Genomic DNA, 19871 nt, shown 5'->3' with positions numbered 1-19871 from the left:
CCACGGAGCCCGAACCAGGAGGTTTCGCCATGGCCGGAACGAACCAGGGCATCATCGAGCCCCCCATCGACAGCCTTCTCGAGAAGGTCGACTCGAAGTACCAGCTGGTGATCTACGCCGCCAAGCGCGCCCGTCAGATCAACGACTACTACTCCGACCTCCACGAGGGCAACCTCTTCGACAACGTGGGTCCGCTCGTGGACTCCACCGTCGAGGACAAGCCCCTCACGATCGCCATGCACGAGATCCACGAGGACAAGCTGCGCCTGCGCAGCGCCGAGTGATCCCGCCGACACCGTCGGAGCCGTGACGCCGCAGGCGCCGGGTCCGGCGGTGTCGCACGTTCGCGGCATACTCGTACCGATCTCCACCCCCCCGCCACGACCCGGGAGCCTCGATGTCCGCACTTCGCCTCTTCACGTCCGAGTCCGTCACCGAAGGACACCCCGACAAGATCTGCGACCAGATCTCGGACAGCATCCTCGACGCACTGCTGCACGTCGACCGTGACAGCCGCGTCGCCGTCGAGACGCTGGTGACGACGGGACTCGTGCACGTGGCCGGCGAAGTGCGCACCGACGGCTACGTCGACATCGCGGGCATCGTCCGGGATGTCGTCAACCGCATCGGCTACACCTCCAGCGAGACCGGCTTCGACGGCGACTCGTGCGGCGTGAGCGTGTCGATCGGCGAGCAGTCCAGCGACATCGCCACCGGCGTGGACACCGCCATCGAGCACCGGGAGCAGGGGTCCGCGGATCCACTCGACGCCCTGGGTGCCGGCGACCAGGGGATCATGTTCGGCTACGCCACGAACGAGACCCCCCAGCTGATGCCCGTCGCGATCTGGACCGCTCATCGCATCGCCGAGCGCCTGGCCGGCGCGCGCCGGTCCGGCGCGCTGCCGTTCCTCCGCCCCGACGGCAAGACGCAGGTCACCGTCGGCTACGACGGCGTCGTGCCGCGCACGGTCGAGACCGTCGTGCTGTCCACCCAGCATCATCCCGACATCTCCATCGCGGCGCTCCGAGCGGCGGTCCAGGCAGAGGTGATCGACCCGGTGCTGGCCGAGACCGGGCTGGACGTCGGCCACGTCGACCCCATCATCAATCCCGCCGGTCCCTTTGTGATCGGCGGGCCCAAGGGCGACGCCGGGCTGACCGGCCGGAAGATCATCATCGACACGTACGGGGGAGCCGCCCGTCACGGGGGAGGCGCCTTCAGCGGCAAGGATCCCTCGAAGGTCGACCGGTCAGCCGCCTATGCGATGCGCTGGGTCGCCAAGAACGCCGTCGCCGCCGGTCTCGCCGACCGACTCGAGGTGCAGGTGGCGTATGCGATCGGGCGCGCCCGTCCGGTCGGGCTGTACGTCGAGACCTTCGGCACCGGCAGGGTGCCGGACGAGAAGATCACCCGCGCGATCCTCGACGTGTTCGATCTGCGTCCGCGGGCGATCATCGACGACCTCGACCTGCTGCGCCCGATCTACGCGCAGACCGCCGCCTACGGCCACTTCGGCCGCGACCTGGCCGACTTCACCTGGGAGCGCACCGACCGCGTCGACGACCTCCGCGCGGCCGCCGGACTCTGACGTGTCGGCACGACGCGTCGCGCGCGTCCTGATCGACTCCCCACTGCCGCAGCTCGACCGTCTCTTCGATTACGCGGTGCCGGCCGAACTCACCGACGCGGCACGTGCGGGGGTCAGGGTCAAAGTGCCGCTGCGCACGGCCGGGCGGGTCGTCGAAGGCTGGATCGTCGACCTCGTCGACGACGACCCGGGGGATCGGCCGCTGTCGGATCTCGACGCCGTCGTGTCCGACGTCGTCGTCCTGCCGCCGAGCCTCTACGAGCTCGCCCGCCGGGTCGCCGACAGGGCAGCCGGCTCGGCCAGCGACATCCTGCGGCTGGCCATCCCCAAGCGCATGGTGCGAGCCGAGAAGGCCTTCCGCGCCGCCCCGGCGCCCGACCTGCCCGAGGTGGGTCCCGAGGCCCGCGCCTGGGCGGGCGGCGAGCTGTCGGCCTTCCCCGGGCTCGCCGACGCGCTCGCGTCCGGCCGTCGCATCGCCGTCGACGCTCCACCCGTCCCGGCGAAGGCGCCCGGGGGCGCGGACGTGGGCGCGTGGGCGCTGGTGGTCGCAGCCGCCGCCGTCGACACCCTCGCGCGAGGACGGAGCGCGATCATCGCCGTGCCCGACCACCGCGATCTCCTCCAGGTGGAAGCCGCCCTCGCACCTCAGGTGCCCGCCGACGCGCTCGTGCGCGACGACGCCGGCCAGCCGTCCCCGGCCCGCTACGCGGCGTATCTGCGCACGCTGGCCGCGGCGCCCTGCATCGTGCTCGGCAACCGCTCGGCGGTCTACGCGCCCGCTCACGACTGCGGGCTGGTGGTCGTCTGGGACGACGGCGACCCGCTTCTCGACGAGCCGCTCAGCCCCGGCGTCCACGCCAGGGATGCGGCGCTGGTGCGGCAGGGGATGGAGGGAAGTGCCCTGCTGCTGGCGGGACACTCCCGCACCACCGATGTCGAACGGCTGGTCCTCCTCGGGTGGGTGGAGGACATCCCCGCGGCGCGCCGCGTGACGCCGCGGGTCGTGCTGAGCGCCACGCGCGAGGGCGAGACGCGGGGCCAGCGTGTGCCCTCGAGCGCCTACGCCGCGGCCCGGGAGGCCCTCGCGACCGGACCGGTGCTGTTCCAGGTCGCGCGGCCGGGATACGCGCCGGTCCTGGTGTGCGCGGAGTGCCGCCGCCCGTCACGCTGCGCGCACTGCGCCGGCCAGCTGCGCGCGGCCCGGCCGGGCGCAGCCCCGGAGTGCTCGTGGTGCGGCCGAACCGCGACCGGGTGGGCGTGCCCCCACTGCCGATCCACGCGCGTGCGCATGGCCTCCGCCGGCAGCGAGCGGACCGCGGACGAGCTCGGCCGCGCATTCCCCGGCATCCGGGTGATCGTCGCCGACGGCGATCATCCGGTCTCGCACGTCGACGAGCGGCCGGCGCTGGTCATCGCCACCCGCGGCGCCGAGCCCCTGGCGGCAGGCGGGTATCGCGCGGTCATCCTGCTGGACGGCGAACGGATGCTGATGGCCGAGGACCTCCGGATCGGAGAGTCGTGCCTGCGATGGTGGTCGGCAGCCGCCGCCCTGGCCGCCCGGGGGGCTCCCGTGCACCTGGTGGGGGTGGCCGGCCCCGTCGCCCGCGCGCTGGCCACCTGGACGCACGCCGCCTACGCGCGCGCGGAGCTGGCCGATCGCGCGGAGCTGAGGATGCCGCCGACCGTGCGGGTCGCCGTCGTCGAGGGCGCCCGAGCGGCGGTGGACACCGCCGTGGCGGCCCTTCGCCACGATGTCCCCGAACTCTCGGACGGCGATGTGCTGGGGCCGGTGGCCACCGACACCGGGATCCGGGCCGTCCTGCGATTCGACTACGCTGTGGGAGCACGCGTGACCCAGAGCCTGCGCGCCGCGGTCGTCTCGGACGCCCTGGCCGCACGGCGGGCGAAGGGTCGCCCGCCCGGCCCCCGCAATACACTCAGAGTGCGGGTCGACGTGCCCGATCTCGACGTGTGAGGAGCCACATGCGCCTCGTGTTCGCCGGGACGCCCCAAGCGGCCGTCCCCTCCCTCCGCCGCCTGGCGGCCTCGCCGCACGAGGTGGTCGCCGTGGTCAGTCGCCGGGACGCACCGCTCGGACGCAGACGGGTGCTGACACCGTCGCCCGTCGCCACCACCGCCGCCGAACTCGGGATCCCGGTCATCAAGACCGACAGGCTCGACGCCGACGCCGCTGCGCGCATCGCCGCCACCACCCCGGATCTGGGGGTCATCGTGGCCTACGGCGGTCTCGTGCGCGAGCCCCTGCTGTCCGCGCCCGCATACGGCTGGATCAACCTCCACTTCTCCCTCCTGCCGCGCTGGCGCGGCGCCGCCCCGGTGCAGCACGCCCTGATCGCCGGAGACACCGAGACCGGCGCCAGTGTCTTCCAGCTCGTGCCCGAGCTCGACGCCGGTGACGTCTTCGCCGAGAGCCGCGTTCCCATCCCGTCCGACGCGACGGCATCCGACCTCTTGGCCGATCTGGCCGTCCTCGGAGCGGACGTCCTCGCCGACGTCGTCGACGGCATCGCGGCCGGCACCGCCGTGGCCACGCCCCAAACGGGCGCGCCGACCCTCGCGCCCAAGCTCACACTCGAGGATGCACGTATCCGCTGGCACGACACGAGCCATGCCGTGCTCGCCCGCGTGCGCGGCGTGACCCCCGAACCCGGCGCCCACACCACCATCGACGGCGTCCGGCTCAAGATCGGCGCGGCGACGTCCGCGCCCGCCGACAGCCCGACCCTCGCGCCCGGCTCGATGGCCTTGCACGGCCGTGAGGTCCTCGTGGGAACAGGCACCGACCCGGTCGTGCTGCGCGCGGTCCAGCCCGCGGGCAAGGGCATGATGAACGCCGCCGACTGGTGGCGGGGCCTGCGCACGCCCGACCCGGTGGCCGGATCGTGAGCCGCGTGAGCCAGGCGCGCCGCGTCGCCTTCGACACCCTCCGCGCCGTGCACGAGTCGGACGCCTACGCGAACCTGCTGCTGCCGAAGGCCATCGAGCGGGCCGGTCTGTCGACCGCCGACGCAGGACTCGCGACCGAGCTCACCTACGGCACGCTTCGACGGCAGGGCACGTACGACGCGATCATCGGGATCGCCGCCGAACGCAGCGTCCTCGAGATCGACCCGGAGGTGCTGGACGCCCTGCGCCTGGGAGTCCACCAGCTGCTGGCCACGCGTGTGGCCAGCCACGCGGCCGTCAACGAGTCCGTCGAGCTGGCGCGCACCGTGCTCGGCCGCGGACCCGCCGGCTTCGCCAACGCCGTCCTGCGGCGGATCGCCCGCGACACGCCGGGGGAGTGGATGACCCGCGTCGCCGAGACCGCCCGCTCGGACGACGAGCGCCTCGGCCTGGTCTACTCGCATCCCGTCTGGGTGGTGCGCGCCTTCCGTCGCGCACTGGCCGCCGAGGGACGGGCAGACGAACTCGAAGCGCTCCTGAGCGCCGACAACATCTCGCCGCGCGTGACGATGGCAGCCCTTCCCGGCCTGGCCGAGGTCCCCGCGGACGTCCGCCGCACGGCCTACTCACCGCTGGGCTTCCGGCTCGGCGGCGGCGACCCCGAGGCGACGGTGACCGCGTCCGAGGGTCGCGTGCGCGTTCAGGACGAAGGATCGCAGCTGGCCGCGCTCGCCCTCACCCGCTTCGCCCCGGTGCGCAGCGGCGAGCGGTGGCTCGATCTGTGCGCCGGCCCCGGCGGCAAGACGGCGGTGCTCGCTGCCGAGGCTCTCGCGCACGGCGCCCGCCTCGAGGCGAACGAGATCTCACCCGCCCGCGCGGGCCTGGTCCGGCGGGCGGTCGCCGGCATCCCCTCCGACATCCCGGTGTCGGAGCAGGACGGTCGGGTGCGGGCGGAAGCAGCCCCGGGCACCTACGACCGCATCCTCGTGGACGCGCCCTGCACGGGCCTGGGCGCCCTCCGGCGACGTCCGGAAGCGCGGTGGCGCAAGTCGCCCGCCGACGTCCCGGAGCTGTCGAGCCTGCAGACGGGGCTCCTCAGCGCCGCTCTCGGGGCGCTCGCGCCGGGTGGCGTCGTCGCCTACGTGACCTGTTCACCGCACCTGGCAGAGACCGCGGCGGTCGTCGCGGAGGTCAGGCGGGAGTGGGGCGCAGCCGCGACCGAGCTGTCGGCGCGCGACGCCGTCGCCACCGCGAGCGTCGGCGAGCTCGACCTCCCGGCGCAGAAGGACGGGTCCGGACGCGCGCAGCTGTGGCCGCACCGCCACGGCACCGACGCCATGTCGATCTCGCTGCTCCAGCGCGTGTGAGGTGTCTGCCGGCCCGGGGCGGATGCCGGGCTCGGTCATAATGGACGCGTGCGACATCGCGAAGAGACCCGGGACGACGGCATCCGCATCAACCCCAGCATCCTCGCGGCCGACTTCGTGAACATGCAGGCAGAGCTCGCCCGCATCGCCGCGGCGGACTTCGTCCATGTCGATGTGATGGACAACCACTTCGTGCCGAACCTCACATTCGGACCCCAGATGGTCGAGCGCATACAGCAGACCAGCCCCGTTCCGCTGGACGTCCACCTGATGATCGACTCCCCGGACCGGTGGGCCCCGGAGTACGCCGAGCTCGGCGCCGCGTCGGTCACGTTCCACCTCGAGGCTGCGGCCGAGCCCGTCGCCCTCGCCCGTGCCCTTCGCGCGCGGGGAGCGCGCGCCGGCGTCGCCGTGAAGCCCGGGACGCCCGTCGAAGGACTCTTCGACGTGCTCAACGAGTTCGATCAGATCCTGGTCATGACGGTCGAACCCGGATTCGGGGGGCAGTCCTTCATGCCCGAGACGATGCCGAAGCTGCGCCTCCTGGCCGACGAAGCGCGTACCCGCGGCTCGTCGGTGTGGCTGCAGGTGGATGGGGGCATCGGAGAATCGACGATCGCGCAGGCGGCCGAGGCGGGCGCCGACACCTTCGTGGCCGGCTCCGCCGTCTTCGGCGCCGACGATCCCGAGTCGGCGATCTCGGGACTGCGCGCCGCCGCCGAACGCCACCACCGGCACTGACGGGCGTCACGCGGCGCGGGCGCGGCGCGGGCGCGGCGCGCCGTTCGCTACCCTTGCAGGGTGAAGACGTTCGACGCACTGTTCGCGGAGCTCTCCGCCAAAGCGGCCGAGCGGCCCGAGGGATCGGGAACCGTCGCGCAGCTCGACGCCGGCGTCCACGCCATCGGCAAGAAGATCGTCGAAGAGGCCGCCGAGGTGTGGATGGCCGCCGAGTACGAATCCTCGGATGCCGCCGCCGAGGAGATCTCGCAGCTGCTCTACCACCTGCAGGTGCTCATGCTGGCCAAGGGCCTGAGCCTCGAGGATGTCTACCGACATCTCTGAGCCGCCTCCCGCCCGCCACGAACGAGAAAGCCGAACCATGCTGCGCATCGCCGTGCCCAACAAGGGATCACTCGCCGAAACCGCCTCGGACATGCTCTCCGAGGCCGGTTACACCGGACGCCGGGACCCCAAGGACCTGCACATCATCGACCCGGTCAACGAGGTCGAGTTCTTCTATCTGCGCCCGAAGGACATCGCCACCTACGTCGGCTCCGGCGCCCTCGACGTCGGCATCACCGGACGGGATCTGCTCCGCGACGCCCGCATGCCCGGTGCCCGCGAGATCGAGGCCCTGGGCTTCGCCGGGTCGACCTTCCGCTTCGCCGCCCCGCCCGGCCGCTTCCGCGAACTGACCGACCTCGACGGCGTCCGCATCGCCACGTCCTACCCCGGGCTGGTGGACTCCTTCCTGGACTCCCACGGCGTGGCAGTGGACCTCGTCCCCCTCGACGGCGCGGTGGAATCCGCGGTCCGCCTCGGCGTGGCCGACGCGATCGCCGACGTGGTCGAGACCGGCACCACCCTCCGTCAGGCCGGGCTCGAGGTCTTCGGGCCCGAGATCCTGAAATCCGAGGCCGTGCTCATCGCCGGCCCGACCGACGCCGACGGCACCGAGACGCTGCTGCGCAGGCTCCGCGGGGTGATGGTCGCCCGGCGCTACGTCATGGTCGACTACGACCTGCCGGCATCCCTGGTCGACGAAGCGGTCGCGATCGCGGGGGGCATCGAGTCCCCGACCATCTCGCCGCTGCGCGACCCGGAGTGGGTCGCGGTGCGGGTCATGGTCGCCCGTAAGAGCGTCAACAAGGTGATGGACGACCTCTACGCCATCGGCGCCCGGGCGATCCTGGTGACCGCGATCCACAACGCGAGACTCTGATGAGCCTCGTCTGCCGGGTCATCCCGTGCCTCGACGTGGCCGCCGGTCGCGTGGTGAAGGGCGTCAATTTCGAGAACCTCCGCGATATGGGCGACCCGGTCGAACTGGCTCGCGAATACTTCCGTCAGGGTGCCGACGAGCTCACGTTCCTCGACGTGACCGCGACCGTCGACGAGCGGGCGACCACCTACGACGTCGTCCGCCGCACGGCGGAAGAGGTCTTCATCCCGCTCACCGTCGGGGGAGGGGTGCGCACCACCGAGGACGTCGCGCGTCTCCTGGGCGTGGGTGCGGACAAGATCGGGGTGAACTCGGCCGCCATCGCGCGCCCCGCCCTCCTCGACGAGATCGCGGACCGCTTCGGCGCGCAGGTGCTCGTGCTGTCGCTGGACGTCAAGCGATCGCCCACGACGGACTCGGGGTTCGTCGTGACCACACACGGCGGTCGCACCGAGACGGCCCTGGATGCGCTGGCCTGGGCGCGCGAAGCCATCGAGCGGGGCGCAGGGGAACTGCTGGTGAACTCGATCGACGCCGACGGGACGAAGCAGGGTTTCGACCTGGAGCTCGTCGCCCTCATGCGCGAGGTCTCCAGCGTCCCCGTGATCGCGTCGGGAGGAGCCGGCAGCGCGGAGCATTTCGGTCCGGCGATCTCGGCGGGGGCGGACGCGGTCCTGGCGGCATCCGTCTTCCACTCCGGACAGCTCACCGTCGGCGACGTCAAGGCCGCGATGCGCGCCGACGGCATCGACGTGCGCGAGGTGGTGGCGGCGTGAGCGGCACCGTGCAGGAGCGCATCGAGCGCGTCGCGTTCAACGCCGACGGACTGGTCGCCGCCATCATCCAGCAGTGGGACAGCGGCGAGGTGCTCATGCTGGGCTGGATGGACGCCGAGGCCCTGCGCCGCACCCTCACCGAGGGACGCGTGACCTTCTGGTCGCGATCCCGGCGCGAGTACTGGCGCAAGGGCGACACCTCCGGCCACATCCAGCTGGTGCGAGGAGCGCGGCTCGACTGCGACGGCGATGCCGTGCTGATCACCGTCGACCAGGTGGGGGTCGCCTGCCACACCGGCACGCGCACGTGCTTCGACGCCGACGACCTCGACCCCTTCACCGCACCGTGAATCGACGCGCGCGCCTGATCGCCGTCCTGGTCATCCTGGCCGCGGCAGCCCTCGGCGTCATCTCGTCCACACAGGTGTGGCTCTCCGCCACACTGCGCGACGGCGCCTCCGAGCCGCTGCAGGTCGCCGGCGCCGACGCCGTGGCCCTGCTCACGCCGCTGAACCTCGCGGCTCTGGCACTGGGAGCGGCGCTGTCCATCGCGGGGCCGATCCTCCGCTACGCGTTCGGCGTCCTCTGCGCGCTCATCGGCGGCGCGCTGCTCGCCCTCGTCTGGCCTGTCGTCGTCGACCCGCCCGTGCAGTCGGTCGCCGCCGCCGTGACGGAGGCGACCGGCATCACCGGCATCGGCGCCGTCTCGGACCTCGTCTCCGACATCGCCGCCACGCCGTGGCCCGCGATCTCACTGGTCTGCGGGATGCTGCTCCTGGCGGCCGGCGCCTTCGTGCTCGTGACCGCGCATCACTGGGCCGCGAGCGATCGGCGGTACCGGACCGGCCCTGCGCCGCGCGACGAGGACGCCGCGTCGTCGCGCCCGCACGACGCCATCGACTCGTGGGACGACCTGTCCCGGGGCGAGGATCCCACCTCATCGACCCGCTAGACTTGCGGGGCCCGCGCACTTCCGGAGGACATCCATGAGCAACCCCATCGGCGATCCCGGCCACGGACACTCGCCCGCCGCCTGGACCGCTGTCGTGATCATGCTCGTCGCGATCACGATCGGCACGGTCGCGTTCTTCTTCTCTGTGGCCTGGCTCGTGTGGGCGTCCGCCGCCCTCGTCCTCGTCGGACTGATCGTCGGCTGGGCGATGGCCAAGGCCGGGTACGGCGTCGGCGGTTCGAAGTACCTGACGAAAGAGCACTGATGGTTCTCGCCGACCTCACGGCCGGCGCGGTACAGGACGCCGAGACGCGCGCATCCTCGAGGCCTCTGGCAGAGGTCGAGCGTGCCGCCGCCGCACAGGCTCCCGCGCGTGACGCCCTCGCCGCCCTCGCTCCCGCGGAGCGTGTGCGCATCATCGCCGAGGTCAAGCGCGCGAGCCCGTCCCGCGGCGACCTCGCCGCGATCCCCGATCCCGCCCTCCAGGCCCTGCTGTACCAGCAGGGGGGTGCGTCCGCGATCTCGGTCCTCACCGAGGGCCGCCGGTTCAAGGGCAGCCTCGCCGATCTCGAAGCCGTACGCGCCGCCGTCAGCGTCCCGGTCCTGCGCAAGGACTTCATCGCCACCGAGTACCAGGTGATCGAGGCCCGCGCGGCGGGCGCCGATCTCGTGCTGCTGATCGTGGCGGCCCTCGACGATTCCGTGCTGACCCGACTGCACGCCCTCACCCTCGAGCTGGGAATGACCCCCCTGGTCGAGACGCACTCGGCCGACGAAGTCGACCGGGCCGCCGACGTCGGCGCCCGCCTCATCGGCGTCAACGCCCGCGACCTCTCGACCTTCGAGCTGGACCGCGACCTGTTCGGCCGGCTCGTCGAGCGGATCCCCGCCGATGCGGTGAAGATCGCGGAGTCCGCGGTTCTCACCCCCGCCGACGTCACCCACTACCGCCGAGCGGGCGCCGACGTCGTGCTGATCGGCGAAGCCCTGGTGACGGGCGACCCCGTCACCACCATGGCCGCGTTCCTCGAGGCGGGCGACTCGCGCGGCGCACGTGAGGAGACGCTGTGAGCCTGCGAGAAGCACCCGGACCGTTCTTCGGAGACTTCGGCGGCCGGTACATGCCCGAGTCCCTCATCGCCGCGATCGACGAGCTCACCGTCGAGTACGAGGCGGCCAAAGCGGACCCTGCTTTCCAGGCCGAGTTCACGCATCTGCTGCGCACCTACGCGGGTCGCCCCTCGATCATCACCGAGGTGCCCCGCTTCGCCGCCCACGCCGGAGGCGGGCGCGTCTTCCTCAAGCGCGAGGACCTCAACCACACCGGCTCGCATAAGATCAACAACGTGCTCGGCCAGGCGCTGCTGACCAAGCGCCTGGGCAAGACGCGCGTGATCGCCGAGACCGGCGCCGGCCAGCACGGCGTGGCCACCGCGACCGCAGCCGCACTGTTCGGTCTCGACTGCACGATCTACATGGGCGAGGTCGACACCGAGCGTCAGGCGCTCAACGTGGCCCGGATGCGCCTGCTCGGCGCGGAGGTCGTCCCCGTCACGACCGGATCCCGCACGCTGAAGGACGCCATCAACGACGCCTACCGCGACTGGGTCGCCAGCGTCGAGACCACCAACTACATCTTCGGGACCGCAGCCGGTCCGCATCCCTTCCCCGCCATGGTGCGGGACTTCCAGAAGGTCATCGGCGAGGAGGCCCGCGCTCAGCTGCTCGACGAGGTCGGCCGGCTGCCGGATGCCGTCTTCGCCTGCGTGGGCGGAGGATCCAACGCCATCGGCATGTTCGACGCCTTCCTCGACGACGCCGACGTGAAGCTCTACGGAGTGGAAGCCGCCGGCGACGGCGTCGACACGCCACGCCACGCCGCCTCGATCGAGCGAGGACGCGCCGGCGTGCTCCACGGCGCACGGACCTTCGTGCTGCAGGACGAGGACGGCCAGACCGTGGAGTCCCACTCCATCTCGGCGGGTCTGGACTACCCCGGCGTCGGCCCGGAGCACGCGTGGCTCGCCGCGATCGGTCGGGCGCAGTACATCCCGGCCACCGACACCGAAGCCATGGAGGCGCTGCGGCTGCTCTCGCGCACCGAGGGGATCATCCCCGCGATCGAGTCCGCCCACGCGCTGGCGGGGGCACTGCGGATCGGACGCGAGCTCGGCCCCGACGCGATCCTCGCGATCAACCTCTCGGGCCGCGGCGACAAGGACATGGACACCGCGGCGCGCTGGTTCGAGCTCTACGACGCCGAGGCGCTCCACAACGGCTCGCCGGTGGCGCCCGCGGGGCCCGCGGACGAAGCCAAGGGCGAGGGGACGAAGCTGTGACCTCTCGCGTCGCCGCCGCCATCCAAGCCGCGCACGACGCCGGTCGCGGCGCCTTCGTCGGGTACCTGCCGCTCGGGTTCCCCGACCTGCAGACGAGCATCGACGCCGCCGTCGCCCTTGCCGAAGCCGGAGCGGACGTGCTCGAGCTCGGGCCGCCGTATTCCGATCCGGTCATGGACGGCACGGTCATCCAGGAGGCGACGCAGACGGCGCTCGCTGCGGGATTCAAGCTCCGTGACACCTTCACCGCGGTCCGCGAGATCACGCGGCGCGTGGACGTCCCGGTGCTCGTCATGACGTACTGGAACCCCGTCATGCAGTTCGGCGTCGACCGCTACGCCGACGAGCTCCTGGCCGCCGGCGGCGCGGGTCTGATCACTCCGGACATCACCCCGGATGCGGCGGAGGAGTGGATCGCCGCGAGCGAGCGCACGGGGCTGGACCGGGTGTTCCTTGCCGCTCCCACCTCGACGGACGAGCGGCTCGAGCTCATCGTCTCCCGCTCCACCGGCTTCGTCTACACCGTCTCGACCATGGGCATCACCGGTGAGCGGGCCGAGCTGGATGCGGCCGCCCGCACGCTGGTCGAGCGGCTTCGCGCGCACGGCGCCCAGCACGCGTGCGTCGGCATCGGCATCTCGACCCCCGGTCAGGTGTCGGGCGTACTCGAGTACGCCGACGGTGCGATCGTCGGAACCGCCCTCGTCCGGGCTCTCCGCGACGGCGGTGTGCCGGGTCTGTCGGCGACCGCGCGCGAGCTCGCCGCGGGCACGGCGACTCACGCGCTCTAGACTTCTCACGTCGGCCGACGCCGGCGATCCCGACTCCAAGGACCTCGACTGCCATGATCCACGCCGCGAACAGCTTCGCTCTCAGCGTCGTCTCCAGCATCCCGAGCCCCTCGGTGAGCTTCATCGACCTCGGCCCCCTGCGCATCCACTTCTACGCGCTGTGCATCATCGCCGGCATCATCGCCGCCGTCCTGCTGACCAATCACCGCCTCACCAGACGCGGTGCGGAGCCGTGGGTCGTCATCGACATCGCCCTCGTCGCGGTCCCCCTGGCGATCGTGGCGGCTCGGATCTACCACGTGCTCACCCACTGGGACTTCTACTTCGGACCCGGCGCGGATCCGCTGACCGCCCTGTACATCTGGGAGGGCGGCATCGCGATCTACGGCGCCCTGATCGGCGGGGCCGTCGGAGCCTGGCTCGGATGCCGCTGGACCGGGATCCGCTTCTGGACCTTCGCGGACGCCCTGGCTCCCGGCATCCTGCTCGCCCAGGCCATCGGCAGGTTCGGCAACTGGTTCAACCAGGAGCTGTTCGGGCTTCCCACCGACCTGCCCTGGGGTCTCGAGATCGACAGCGACAACGCCGCCTTCCCGCCCGGCCTCGAAGCGGGGACCCTCTTCCACCCCACGTTCCTGTACGAGGTCGTCTGGAACGTCCTCGGCGTCGCGGTCCTGCTGTGGCTGGGACGCGGCACGCGCATGCAGTGGGGGCGCCTGTTCGGCGCCTACCTGGCGTGGTACAGCGCGGGCCGCATCGTGTGGGAGTCCATCCGCATCGATCCGAGCGAGATCATCCTCGGGCTGCGCACCAACGTGTGGGCGGCCATCCTCGGCGTCGTCATCGGCCTGGCCATCATCGTCATCCAGAAGCGCCGCCACCCGGGCTTCGAGCCGTCCCCGTACGTGCCGGGCCGCGAGTGGGCGCCCGAAGGTTCTGTACAATCGCAGAACACCGATGACTTCGTCGACGTCAGCGAACCGCAGTCCGACGACGTCCCCGCGAGCACAGCCACAAGCTCTGTCGCCACGAAATAACGCATGCTCCCATGGCGGAGCACCCCGGGCCGACGTCGTCCCATCTTGAGCATCAACGTGAGGACGGTAGGTATGGCTTCTTCGAGCCCCCGTCACGGCGCCTCGTCCGAGGCGGCAAGCGCGCACCGACTGGACGCGTTCCCCCCCAAGCAGGGGATGTACAACCCCGACTTCGAGAAGGACGCCTGCGGTCTGGCCATGGTGGCGACCCTGCGCGGTCACGCCGGTCACGACATCATCGACCTGGCCCTGACCGCGCTGCGCAACCTCGAGCACCGCGGAGCCATCGGGTCGGATGCCGGAACCGGCGACGGCGCGGGCATCCTCACGCAGATGCCCGACGAGTTCCTGCGAGCCGTCGTCGACTTCGACCTGCCCCCCACGGGGGAGTACGCCGCCGGCATGATCTTCCTGCCCCGCGGCGAGGAGGAGCGCGCTGCACAGAAGGCCGGCATCGAGCGCCTCGCCGCGAGCGAGAACCTCGAGGTGCTCGGCTGGCGCGAAGTGCCGACGTCCGACGAGAATCTCGGCCGGCTCGCGTTCGACGCTCGACCGGCGTTCGAGCAGCTGTTCGTCTCTCGGCCGGCGGTGGGGGACGCCCCCGCCCTGTCCGGGCTCGCCCTCGATCGCCGCACGTTCCGGCTGCGCAAGCGTGCGCGCACCGAGCTCAACGCGTACTTCGTGTCGCTGTCCTCGCGCACCCTGGGCTACAAGGGCATGGTCACCACGCTCCAGCTGGAGCCGTTCTACCCCGATCTCCAGGACGAGCGGTTCGCCTCGGAGCTCGCGGTCGTCCACTCGCGCTACTCCACCAACACCTTCCCGTCGTGGCCGCTCGCGCAGCCCCTGCGGATGCTCGCCCACAACGGCGAGATCAACACCGTCAACGGCAACCGCAACTGGATGCGGGCGCGGCACTCGCAGCTCGAGTCCGAGCTGCTCGGCGAGATCGAGCCGCTCCTTCCCATCTGCACACCGGGGGCCAGTGACTCGGCGTCGTTCGACGAGGTGCTGGAACTGCTCACCCTCACCGGCAGGAGCCTTCCGCACGCGATCATGATGATGGTTCCCGAGGCCTACGAGAAGCAGGCCGACATGGATCCCGACCTGCGCGCGTTCTACGAGTACCACTCGGGACAGATGGAGCCGTGGGACGGGCCGGCCGCCCTGATCTTCACCGACGGCACCCTCGTCGGTGCGACCCTCGACCGCAACGGACTGCGTCCGGGCCGCTGGACCGAGACAACCGACGGTCTCATCGTGATCGGCAGCGAGACCGGCGTTCTCGACTTCGAACCCGCCCGGATCAAGCGTCGTGGCCGACTGCGCCCGGGCCGCATGTTCCTCGTCGACACCGCACAGCGCCGCATCGTCGAGGACGAGGAGATCAAGCGCGAGCTGGCTACCCTCGAGCCCTGGCAGGAGTGGCTGGATGCCGGTCGCGTCAAGCTCGCCGACCTTCCCGAGCGCGAGCACATCGTGCACCCGATCGCCTCGATCACGCGCCGTCAGCGCACCTTCGGGTACACCGAGGAGGAGGTCAAGATCCTCCTGACCCCCATGGGCCAGAACGGCGCCGAGCCGCTCGGGGCGATGGGCAGCGACACGCCGGTGGCCGTCCTCAGCGATCGTCCACGGCTGCTCTTCGACTACTTCACCCAGCAGTTCGCGCAGGTCACCAACCCGCCGCTGGACTCCATCCGCGAAGAAGTCGTCACCTCGCTCTCGCTGGGTCTCGGCCCCGAGCGGAACCTGCTGACGTGGGGACCCGACCACGCCCGGACGGTCACCCTCGACTTCCCTGTCATCGACAACGACGAGCTGGCCAAGATCCAGCACATCGACACGGCCCTGCCCGGGCGGAGCTCGGTCACGATCCGCGGGCTGTACCGCGTCGAAGCCGGACACAAGGGCATGCGCAAGCGGCTCGAGCAGATGTGCGTCGAGGTCGATCACGCCATCGAGGACGGCGCGGAGTTCATCGTCCTGAGCGACCGCGACTCGAACAAGGACCTGGCACCGATCCCGTCGCTGCTCATGCTCGCGGCCGTGCACCACCACCTCATCCGCAAGCAGACCCGGATGAAGGTCGGGCTCGTCGTCGAGGCCGGAGACGTGCGGGAGGTCCACCACGTCGCGACGCTGATCGGCTACGGTGCGTCCGCGGTCAACCCGTATCTGGCCATGGAGACGGTGGAGTACCTCGTCCGCGCCGGGTACATCAACGGCGTCACCCCCGAGAAGGCCGTCAAGAACCTGATCTACGCCCTCGGCAAGGGTGTGCTGAAGATCATGTCGAAGATGGGCATCTCGACGGTGTCGTCGTACGCGGGTGCTCAGGTGTTCGAGGCGATCGGCCTGTCGCACGAGTTCGTCGACGCCTTCTTCACGGGGACCGAGACGAAGCTCGGGGGAGTGGGGCTCGACGTCATCGCCGCCGAGAACGCCGCTCGCCACGCGTACGCATACCCCGAGGACGCAGCCGTACGGGCCCACGAGCGGTTGTGGACCGGTGGCGAGTACCAGTGGCGTCGCGACGGGTCGCCTCACCTGTTCAACCCCGAGACCGTGTTCCGTCTGCAGCACTCCACGCGGACACGTCGCTACGACATCTTCCGCGAGTACACCAAGCTCGTCGACGACCAGGCCCACGAGCTGAAGACGCTGCGTGGACTGTTCCGGCTGAAGACCGAACAGCGCACGCCCGTTCCCCTCGACGAGGTGGAGCCGGTGTCGGCGATCGTCAAGCGCTTCTCGACCGGCGCGATGAGCTACGGCTCCATCTCGCAGGAGGCGCACGAGACGCTCGCTGTGGCGATGAACCGCATCGGCGGCAAGTCCAACACCGGCGAGGGCGGCGAGGACGTCGACCGACTCCTCGACCCGGAGCGCCGCAGCGCCATCAAGCAGGTGGCCTCCGGCCGGTTCGGCGTCACGAGCCTCTATCTGACGGAGTCCGACGACATCCAGATCAAACTCGCCCAGGGCGCCAAGCCCGGTGAGGGCGGACAGCTGCCGCCGACGAAGGTCTACCCGTGGGTCGCCCGCACGCGTCATGCGACGGCCGGCGTCGGTCTCATCTCCCCGCCCCCGCATCACGACATCTACTCGATCGAAGACCTCAAGCAGCTCATCTTCGATCTCAAGCGCGCCAACCCGGGCGCACGCGTGCACGTCAAGCTCGTGAGCCAGTCGGGGATCGGCGCCGTCGCGGCGGGCACCGCCAAGGCGCTGGCCGATGTCATCCTCGTCTCGGGGCAGGACGGCGGCACGGGCGCGAGCCCTCTGAATTCTCTCAAGCACGCCGGCACGCCGTGGGAGCTGGGACTCGCCGAGACGCAACAGACCCTCATGCTCAACGGCATGCGGGACCGCGTCGTGGTGCAGGTCGACGGTCAGCTCAAGACCGGGCGCGACGTGATCGTCGGCGCACTGCTGGGCGCCGAGGAGTTCGGCTTCGCCACGGCGCCGCTCGTGGTCTCGGGCTGCATCATGATGCGCGTGTGCCACCTCGACACCTGCCCGGTGGGCGTCGCCACGCAGAACCCCGCGCTGCGCGCCCGGTTCACGGGCAAACCCGAGTTCGTCGTGAACTTCATGGAGTTCATCGCCGAAGAGGTGCGCGAGTATCTCGCGGAGCTCGGCTTCCGCACGCTCGATGAGGCGATCGGCCACACCGAGCTGCTCGATGTCGACGGTGCCATCCACCATTGGAAGGCGAGCGGGCTGGACCTGGCCCCCGTCATCGGCGGACCCGTCTTCGCAGAAGACGAGCCGCGAAGGAACTTCCGCCCGCAGGACCACGAGCTCGACGAGCATTTCGACGTCGCGCTGATCGAGCGGGCCCAGGATGTGATCGCCCACGGTGGTCACGTTCGCATCGGCCTGCCGATCCGCAACACCGCCCGCGCGGTCGGGACCATGCTCGGTCACCACGTCACGCGCGCGCACGGCGCCAACGGCCTGCCGACCGGATCGATCGAGATCGACCTCACCGGATCTGCGGGGCAGTCGTTCGGGGCGTTCCTCCCGGCCGGCATCACCCTGCGACTCGAGGGCGACTCCAACGACTACGTGGGCAAAGGCCTGTCCGGCGGCCAGATCGTCGTGCGTCCGCCGCGCGGGGCCACCTTCGATGCGTCGCAGAACGTCATCGCGGGCAACGTCATCGGCTACGGCGCGACGCAGGGCACGATGTTCCTGCGCGGCGTGGTGGGCGAACGGTTCTTCGTCCGCAACTCCGGAGCCACGGCCGTCGTCGAAGGCGTCGGCGACCACGCGCTCGAATACATGACGGGCGGCCTCGCGGTCATCCTCGGCGACACCGGCCGCAACCTCGGGGCCGGCATGTCGGGCGGAACCGCCTACGTCTACGGCCTCCAGCGCGAACTGGTCAACCGCGAGGCGCTCGCGGCGGGCGAGCTGGAGCTCGGTGAACTGGGATCCGGCGATGCCGAGATCCTGCGCGACCTGCTGGTGCAGCACGTCGCCGAGACCGGGTCGACGCTCGCGCAGGCGATGCTCGACGACTTCGACAACGAGCTCGGCCGGTTCGTGCGGGTGCTCCCGCGCGACTACGCGGCCGTGCTGCAGACCCGCCAGGCGGCGGTCGCCGAGGGGCTCGACCCCGACGGCGACGTCGTCTGGGGACGCATTCTGGAGGTGACGGGTGGCTGACCCGAAGGGCTTTCTGAAAGTCACCGAGCGGGAGCTCCCGCCCCGCCGGCCCGTTCCGGTCCGCATCATGGACTGGAAGGAAGTGTACGAGAACGCCGATTCCGCCGTCATCCGCCGACAGGCGGGGCGGTGCATGGACTGCGGCATCCCGTTCTGTCATCAGGGCTGCCCCCTGGGCAATCTGATCCCGGAGTGGAACGACCTCACGTGGCGCGGCGAGGGGCGCTCGGCCATCGAGCGCCTGCACGCCACCAACAACTTCCCCGAGTTCACAGGCCGCCTGTGCCCGGCCCCCTGCGAGAGCGCGTGCGTGCTGGGCATCAACCAGCCCGCCGTGACGATCAAGCAGATCGAGGTCTCGACGATCGACGAGGCCTTCGCGAACGGGTGGGTGGAAGCGGAGCCTCCGGGCCGCCTCACCGGCAAGACGGTCGCCGTCGTCGGGTCCGGACCTGCGGGTCTGGCCGCAGCCCAGCAGCTGACCCGCGCGGGTCACACCGTCGCGGTCTTCGAGCGCGACGACCGGATCGGCGGACTCCTGCGCTACGGCATCCCCGATTTCAAGATGGAGAAGCGCCACCTCGAATCGCGCCTCCGGCAGATGCAGGACGAGGGCACGCGCTTCCGAGCGGGCGTCGAGATCGGCAAGGACATCTCGTGGGCGGACCTGCGGGCCCGCTATGACGCGGTGGTCATCGCGACCGGCGCGACGATCCCGCGAGACCTCCCCATCCCGGGCCGCGACCTCGCCGGCGTGCACTTCGCCATGGAGTACCTCGTCGAGTCCAACCGTGCGGTCGCAGGAGACAGCGTGCCGAACCAGATCAGCGCCGAGGGCAAGCACGTCGTGGTCATCGGCGGCGGCGACACCGGCGCGGACTGCATCGGAACGGCGCACCGCCACGGCGCCCTGAGCGTCACCAACCTCGCGATCGGCAAGCAGCCGCCCTCCGAGCGCCCCGACCACCAGCCGTGGCCGATGGCCCCGACCGTGTTCGAGATCTCGTCGGCCCATGAGGAAGGCGGGGAGCGCAGCTACCTCGCCTCTACCGTGGAGTTCCTGAGCAACGACGCCGGCGAGGTGCGCGCGCTGCGCGTGGCCGAGACCGAGTTCGTCGACGGCCGCCGTGTGCCCAAGAGCGGCACGGAGCGCGACATCCCCGCCGACCTGGTGCTCATCGCGATGGGCTTCACCGGGCCCGAGCGCGCCGGACTCGAGGAGCAGCTGGGCGCCCAGTTCACCGACCGGGGCATCCTGCGCCGCGACGACGAGTACCAGGCGACCGCTTCGGGCGTGTTCGTGGCCGGCGACGCGGGGCGCGGTCAGTCGCTCATCGTGTGGGCCATCGCCGAGGGACGCGCCGCCGCAGCGCGCGTCGACGAGTTCCTCATGGGCGAGACGGAACTGCCCGCCCCGGTCCGCCCGACCGATGTCGCCATCGGTCTGCAGCACGCGTAGGCTGTCCACGGCCTTCGGCCATCCGAATAC

Annotated in this window: 18 protein-coding genes; all 18 read left to right on the top strand. The window is 71.1% G+C overall.

Annotated features, from left to right (window positions below):
* Window positions 1-29: 29 nt before the first annotated feature.
* The 18 genes from rpoZ (at window position 30) to NFR93_RS01815 (ending at window position 19841) form a co-directional block, all read left to right on the top strand.
* Entirely contained in the window at window positions 30-284 is a 255-nt protein-coding gene (gene rpoZ / locus NFR93_RS01900) for a DNA-directed RNA polymerase subunit omega (RefSeq protein WP_276179910.1), read from the top strand.
* Window positions 285-397: 113 nt separating this feature from the next.
* Window positions 398-1591 (top strand): methionine adenosyltransferase, encoded by a 1194-nt coding sequence (metK, locus tag NFR93_RS01895; RefSeq protein WP_251449638.1) that lies wholly within the window; start codon window positions 398-400, stop codon window positions 1589-1591.
* A gap of 1 nt (window position 1592) precedes the next feature.
* The gene (locus NFR93_RS01890) at window positions 1593-3566 is read left to right on the top strand and encodes a primosomal protein N' family DNA-binding protein (RefSeq protein WP_251449637.1); all 1974 of its coding nucleotides are present in this window, start codon (window positions 1593-1595) and stop codon (window positions 3564-3566) included.
* Window positions 3567-3574: 8 nt separating this feature from the next.
* A complete protein-coding gene (gene fmt / locus NFR93_RS01885) occupies window positions 3575-4498 on the top strand; it encodes a methionyl-tRNA formyltransferase (protein ID WP_251449636.1) in 924 nt (307 codons plus the stop codon).
* 5 nt (window positions 4499-4503) lie between these two features.
* Entirely contained in the window at window positions 4504-5865 is a 1362-nt protein-coding gene (locus tag NFR93_RS01880; RefSeq protein WP_353049892.1) for an RsmB/NOP family class I SAM-dependent RNA methyltransferase, read from the top strand.
* A 48-nt stretch (window positions 5866-5913) separates the two neighbouring features.
* Window positions 5914-6606, top strand: a complete 693-nt coding sequence (gene rpe / locus NFR93_RS01875; RefSeq protein WP_285814530.1) for a ribulose-phosphate 3-epimerase — start codon at window positions 5914-5916, stop codon at window positions 6604-6606.
* A 60-nt stretch (window positions 6607-6666) separates the two neighbouring features.
* Window positions 6667-6930 carry a phosphoribosyl-ATP diphosphatase gene (locus NFR93_RS01870; protein WP_251449634.1) on the top strand — a complete coding sequence of 88 codons (264 nt, stop codon included), beginning with the start codon at window positions 6667-6669 and terminating at the stop codon, window positions 6928-6930.
* Window positions 6931-6967: 37 nt separating this feature from the next.
* Window positions 6968-7810 carry an ATP phosphoribosyltransferase gene (hisG, locus tag NFR93_RS01865; protein WP_251449633.1) on the top strand — a complete coding sequence of 281 codons (843 nt, stop codon included), beginning with the start codon at window positions 6968-6970 and terminating at the stop codon, window positions 7808-7810.
* Entirely contained in the window at window positions 7810-8586 is a 777-nt protein-coding gene (gene hisF / locus NFR93_RS01860) for an imidazole glycerol phosphate synthase subunit HisF (protein ID WP_251449632.1), read from the top strand. Before hisG ends, hisF begins: the two co-directional genes overlap by 1 nt.
* Window positions 8583-8936 carry a phosphoribosyl-AMP cyclohydrolase gene (hisI, locus tag NFR93_RS01855; protein WP_251449631.1) on the top strand — a complete coding sequence of 118 codons (354 nt, stop codon included), beginning with the start codon at window positions 8583-8585 and terminating at the stop codon, window positions 8934-8936. Before hisF ends, hisI begins: the two co-directional genes overlap by 4 nt.
* A complete protein-coding gene (locus NFR93_RS01850; RefSeq protein ID WP_251449630.1) occupies window positions 8933-9538 on the top strand; it encodes a Trp biosynthesis-associated membrane protein in 606 nt (201 codons plus the stop codon). Before hisI ends, NFR93_RS01850 begins: the two co-directional genes overlap by 4 nt.
* Window positions 9539-9572: 34 nt before the next feature.
* Window positions 9573-9803 (top strand): DUF6704 family protein, encoded by a 231-nt coding sequence (locus NFR93_RS01845; RefSeq protein WP_251449629.1) that lies wholly within the window; start codon window positions 9573-9575, stop codon window positions 9801-9803.
* A complete protein-coding gene (trpC, locus tag NFR93_RS01840) occupies window positions 9803-10609 on the top strand; it encodes an indole-3-glycerol phosphate synthase TrpC (protein WP_251449628.1) in 807 nt (268 codons plus the stop codon). The genes NFR93_RS01845 and trpC overlap by 1 nt, the downstream gene beginning before the upstream one ends.
* Window positions 10606-11877 (top strand): tryptophan synthase subunit beta, encoded by a 1272-nt coding sequence (gene trpB, locus NFR93_RS01835; protein ID WP_251449627.1) that lies wholly within the window; start codon window positions 10606-10608, stop codon window positions 11875-11877. The genes trpC and trpB overlap by 4 nt, the downstream gene beginning before the upstream one ends.
* The gene (gene trpA, locus NFR93_RS01830) at window positions 11874-12668 is read left to right on the top strand and encodes a tryptophan synthase subunit alpha (protein ID WP_251449626.1); all 795 of its coding nucleotides are present in this window, start codon (window positions 11874-11876) and stop codon (window positions 12666-12668) included. The genes trpB and trpA overlap by 4 nt, the downstream gene beginning before the upstream one ends.
* Window positions 12669-12721: 53 nt before the next feature.
* Entirely contained in the window at window positions 12722-13705 is a 984-nt protein-coding gene (gene lgt, locus NFR93_RS01825) for a prolipoprotein diacylglyceryl transferase (RefSeq protein ID WP_251449625.1), read from the top strand.
* A 72-nt stretch (window positions 13706-13777) separates the two neighbouring features.
* Entirely contained in the window at window positions 13778-18382 is a 4605-nt protein-coding gene (gene gltB / locus NFR93_RS01820; RefSeq protein WP_502846244.1) for a glutamate synthase large subunit, read from the top strand.
* Entirely contained in the window at window positions 18375-19841 is a 1467-nt protein-coding gene (locus tag NFR93_RS01815; RefSeq protein ID WP_251449624.1) for a glutamate synthase subunit beta, read from the top strand. Before gltB ends, NFR93_RS01815 begins: the two co-directional genes overlap by 8 nt.
* Window positions 19842-19871 lie beyond the last annotated feature (30 nt).

The organism is Microbacterium sp. Marseille-Q6648, from assembly GCF_943181415.1.
Classification (GTDB): Bacteria; Actinomycetota; Actinomycetes; order Actinomycetales; family Microbacteriaceae; genus Microbacterium.
This window is presented reverse-complemented; position numbering and strand designations above follow the sequence as displayed.

Bases quoted from the DNA above. Each gene is read 5' to 3' on its own strand.
- lgt (WP_251449625.1), top strand. From the start codon at position 12,722: ATGATCCACGCCGCGAACAGCTTCGCTCTCAGCGTCGTCTCCAGCATC.
- rpoZ (WP_276179910.1), top strand. From the start codon at position 30: ATGGCCGGAACGAACCAGGGCATCATCGAGCCCCCCATCGACAGCCTT.
- NFR93_RS01845 (WP_251449629.1), top strand. From the start codon at position 9,573: ATGAGCAACCCCATCGGCGATCCCGGCCACGGACACTCGCCCGCCGCC.
- trpC (WP_251449628.1), top strand. From the start codon at position 9,803: ATGGTTCTCGCCGACCTCACGGCCGGCGCGGTACAGGACGCCGAGACG.
- gltB (WP_502846244.1), top strand. From the start codon at position 13,778: ATGGCTTCTTCGAGCCCCCGTCACGGCGCCTCGTCCGAGGCGGCAAGC.
- fmt (WP_251449636.1), top strand. From the start codon at position 3,575: ATGCGCCTCGTGTTCGCCGGGACGCCCCAAGCGGCCGTCCCCTCCCTC.
- hisG (WP_251449633.1), top strand. From the start codon at position 6,968: ATGCTGCGCATCGCCGTGCCCAACAAGGGATCACTCGCCGAAACCGCC.
- metK (WP_251449638.1), top strand. From the start codon at position 398: ATGTCCGCACTTCGCCTCTTCACGTCCGAGTCCGTCACCGAAGGACAC.
- hisF (WP_251449632.1), top strand. From the start codon at position 7,810: ATGAGCCTCGTCTGCCGGGTCATCCCGTGCCTCGACGTGGCCGCCGGT.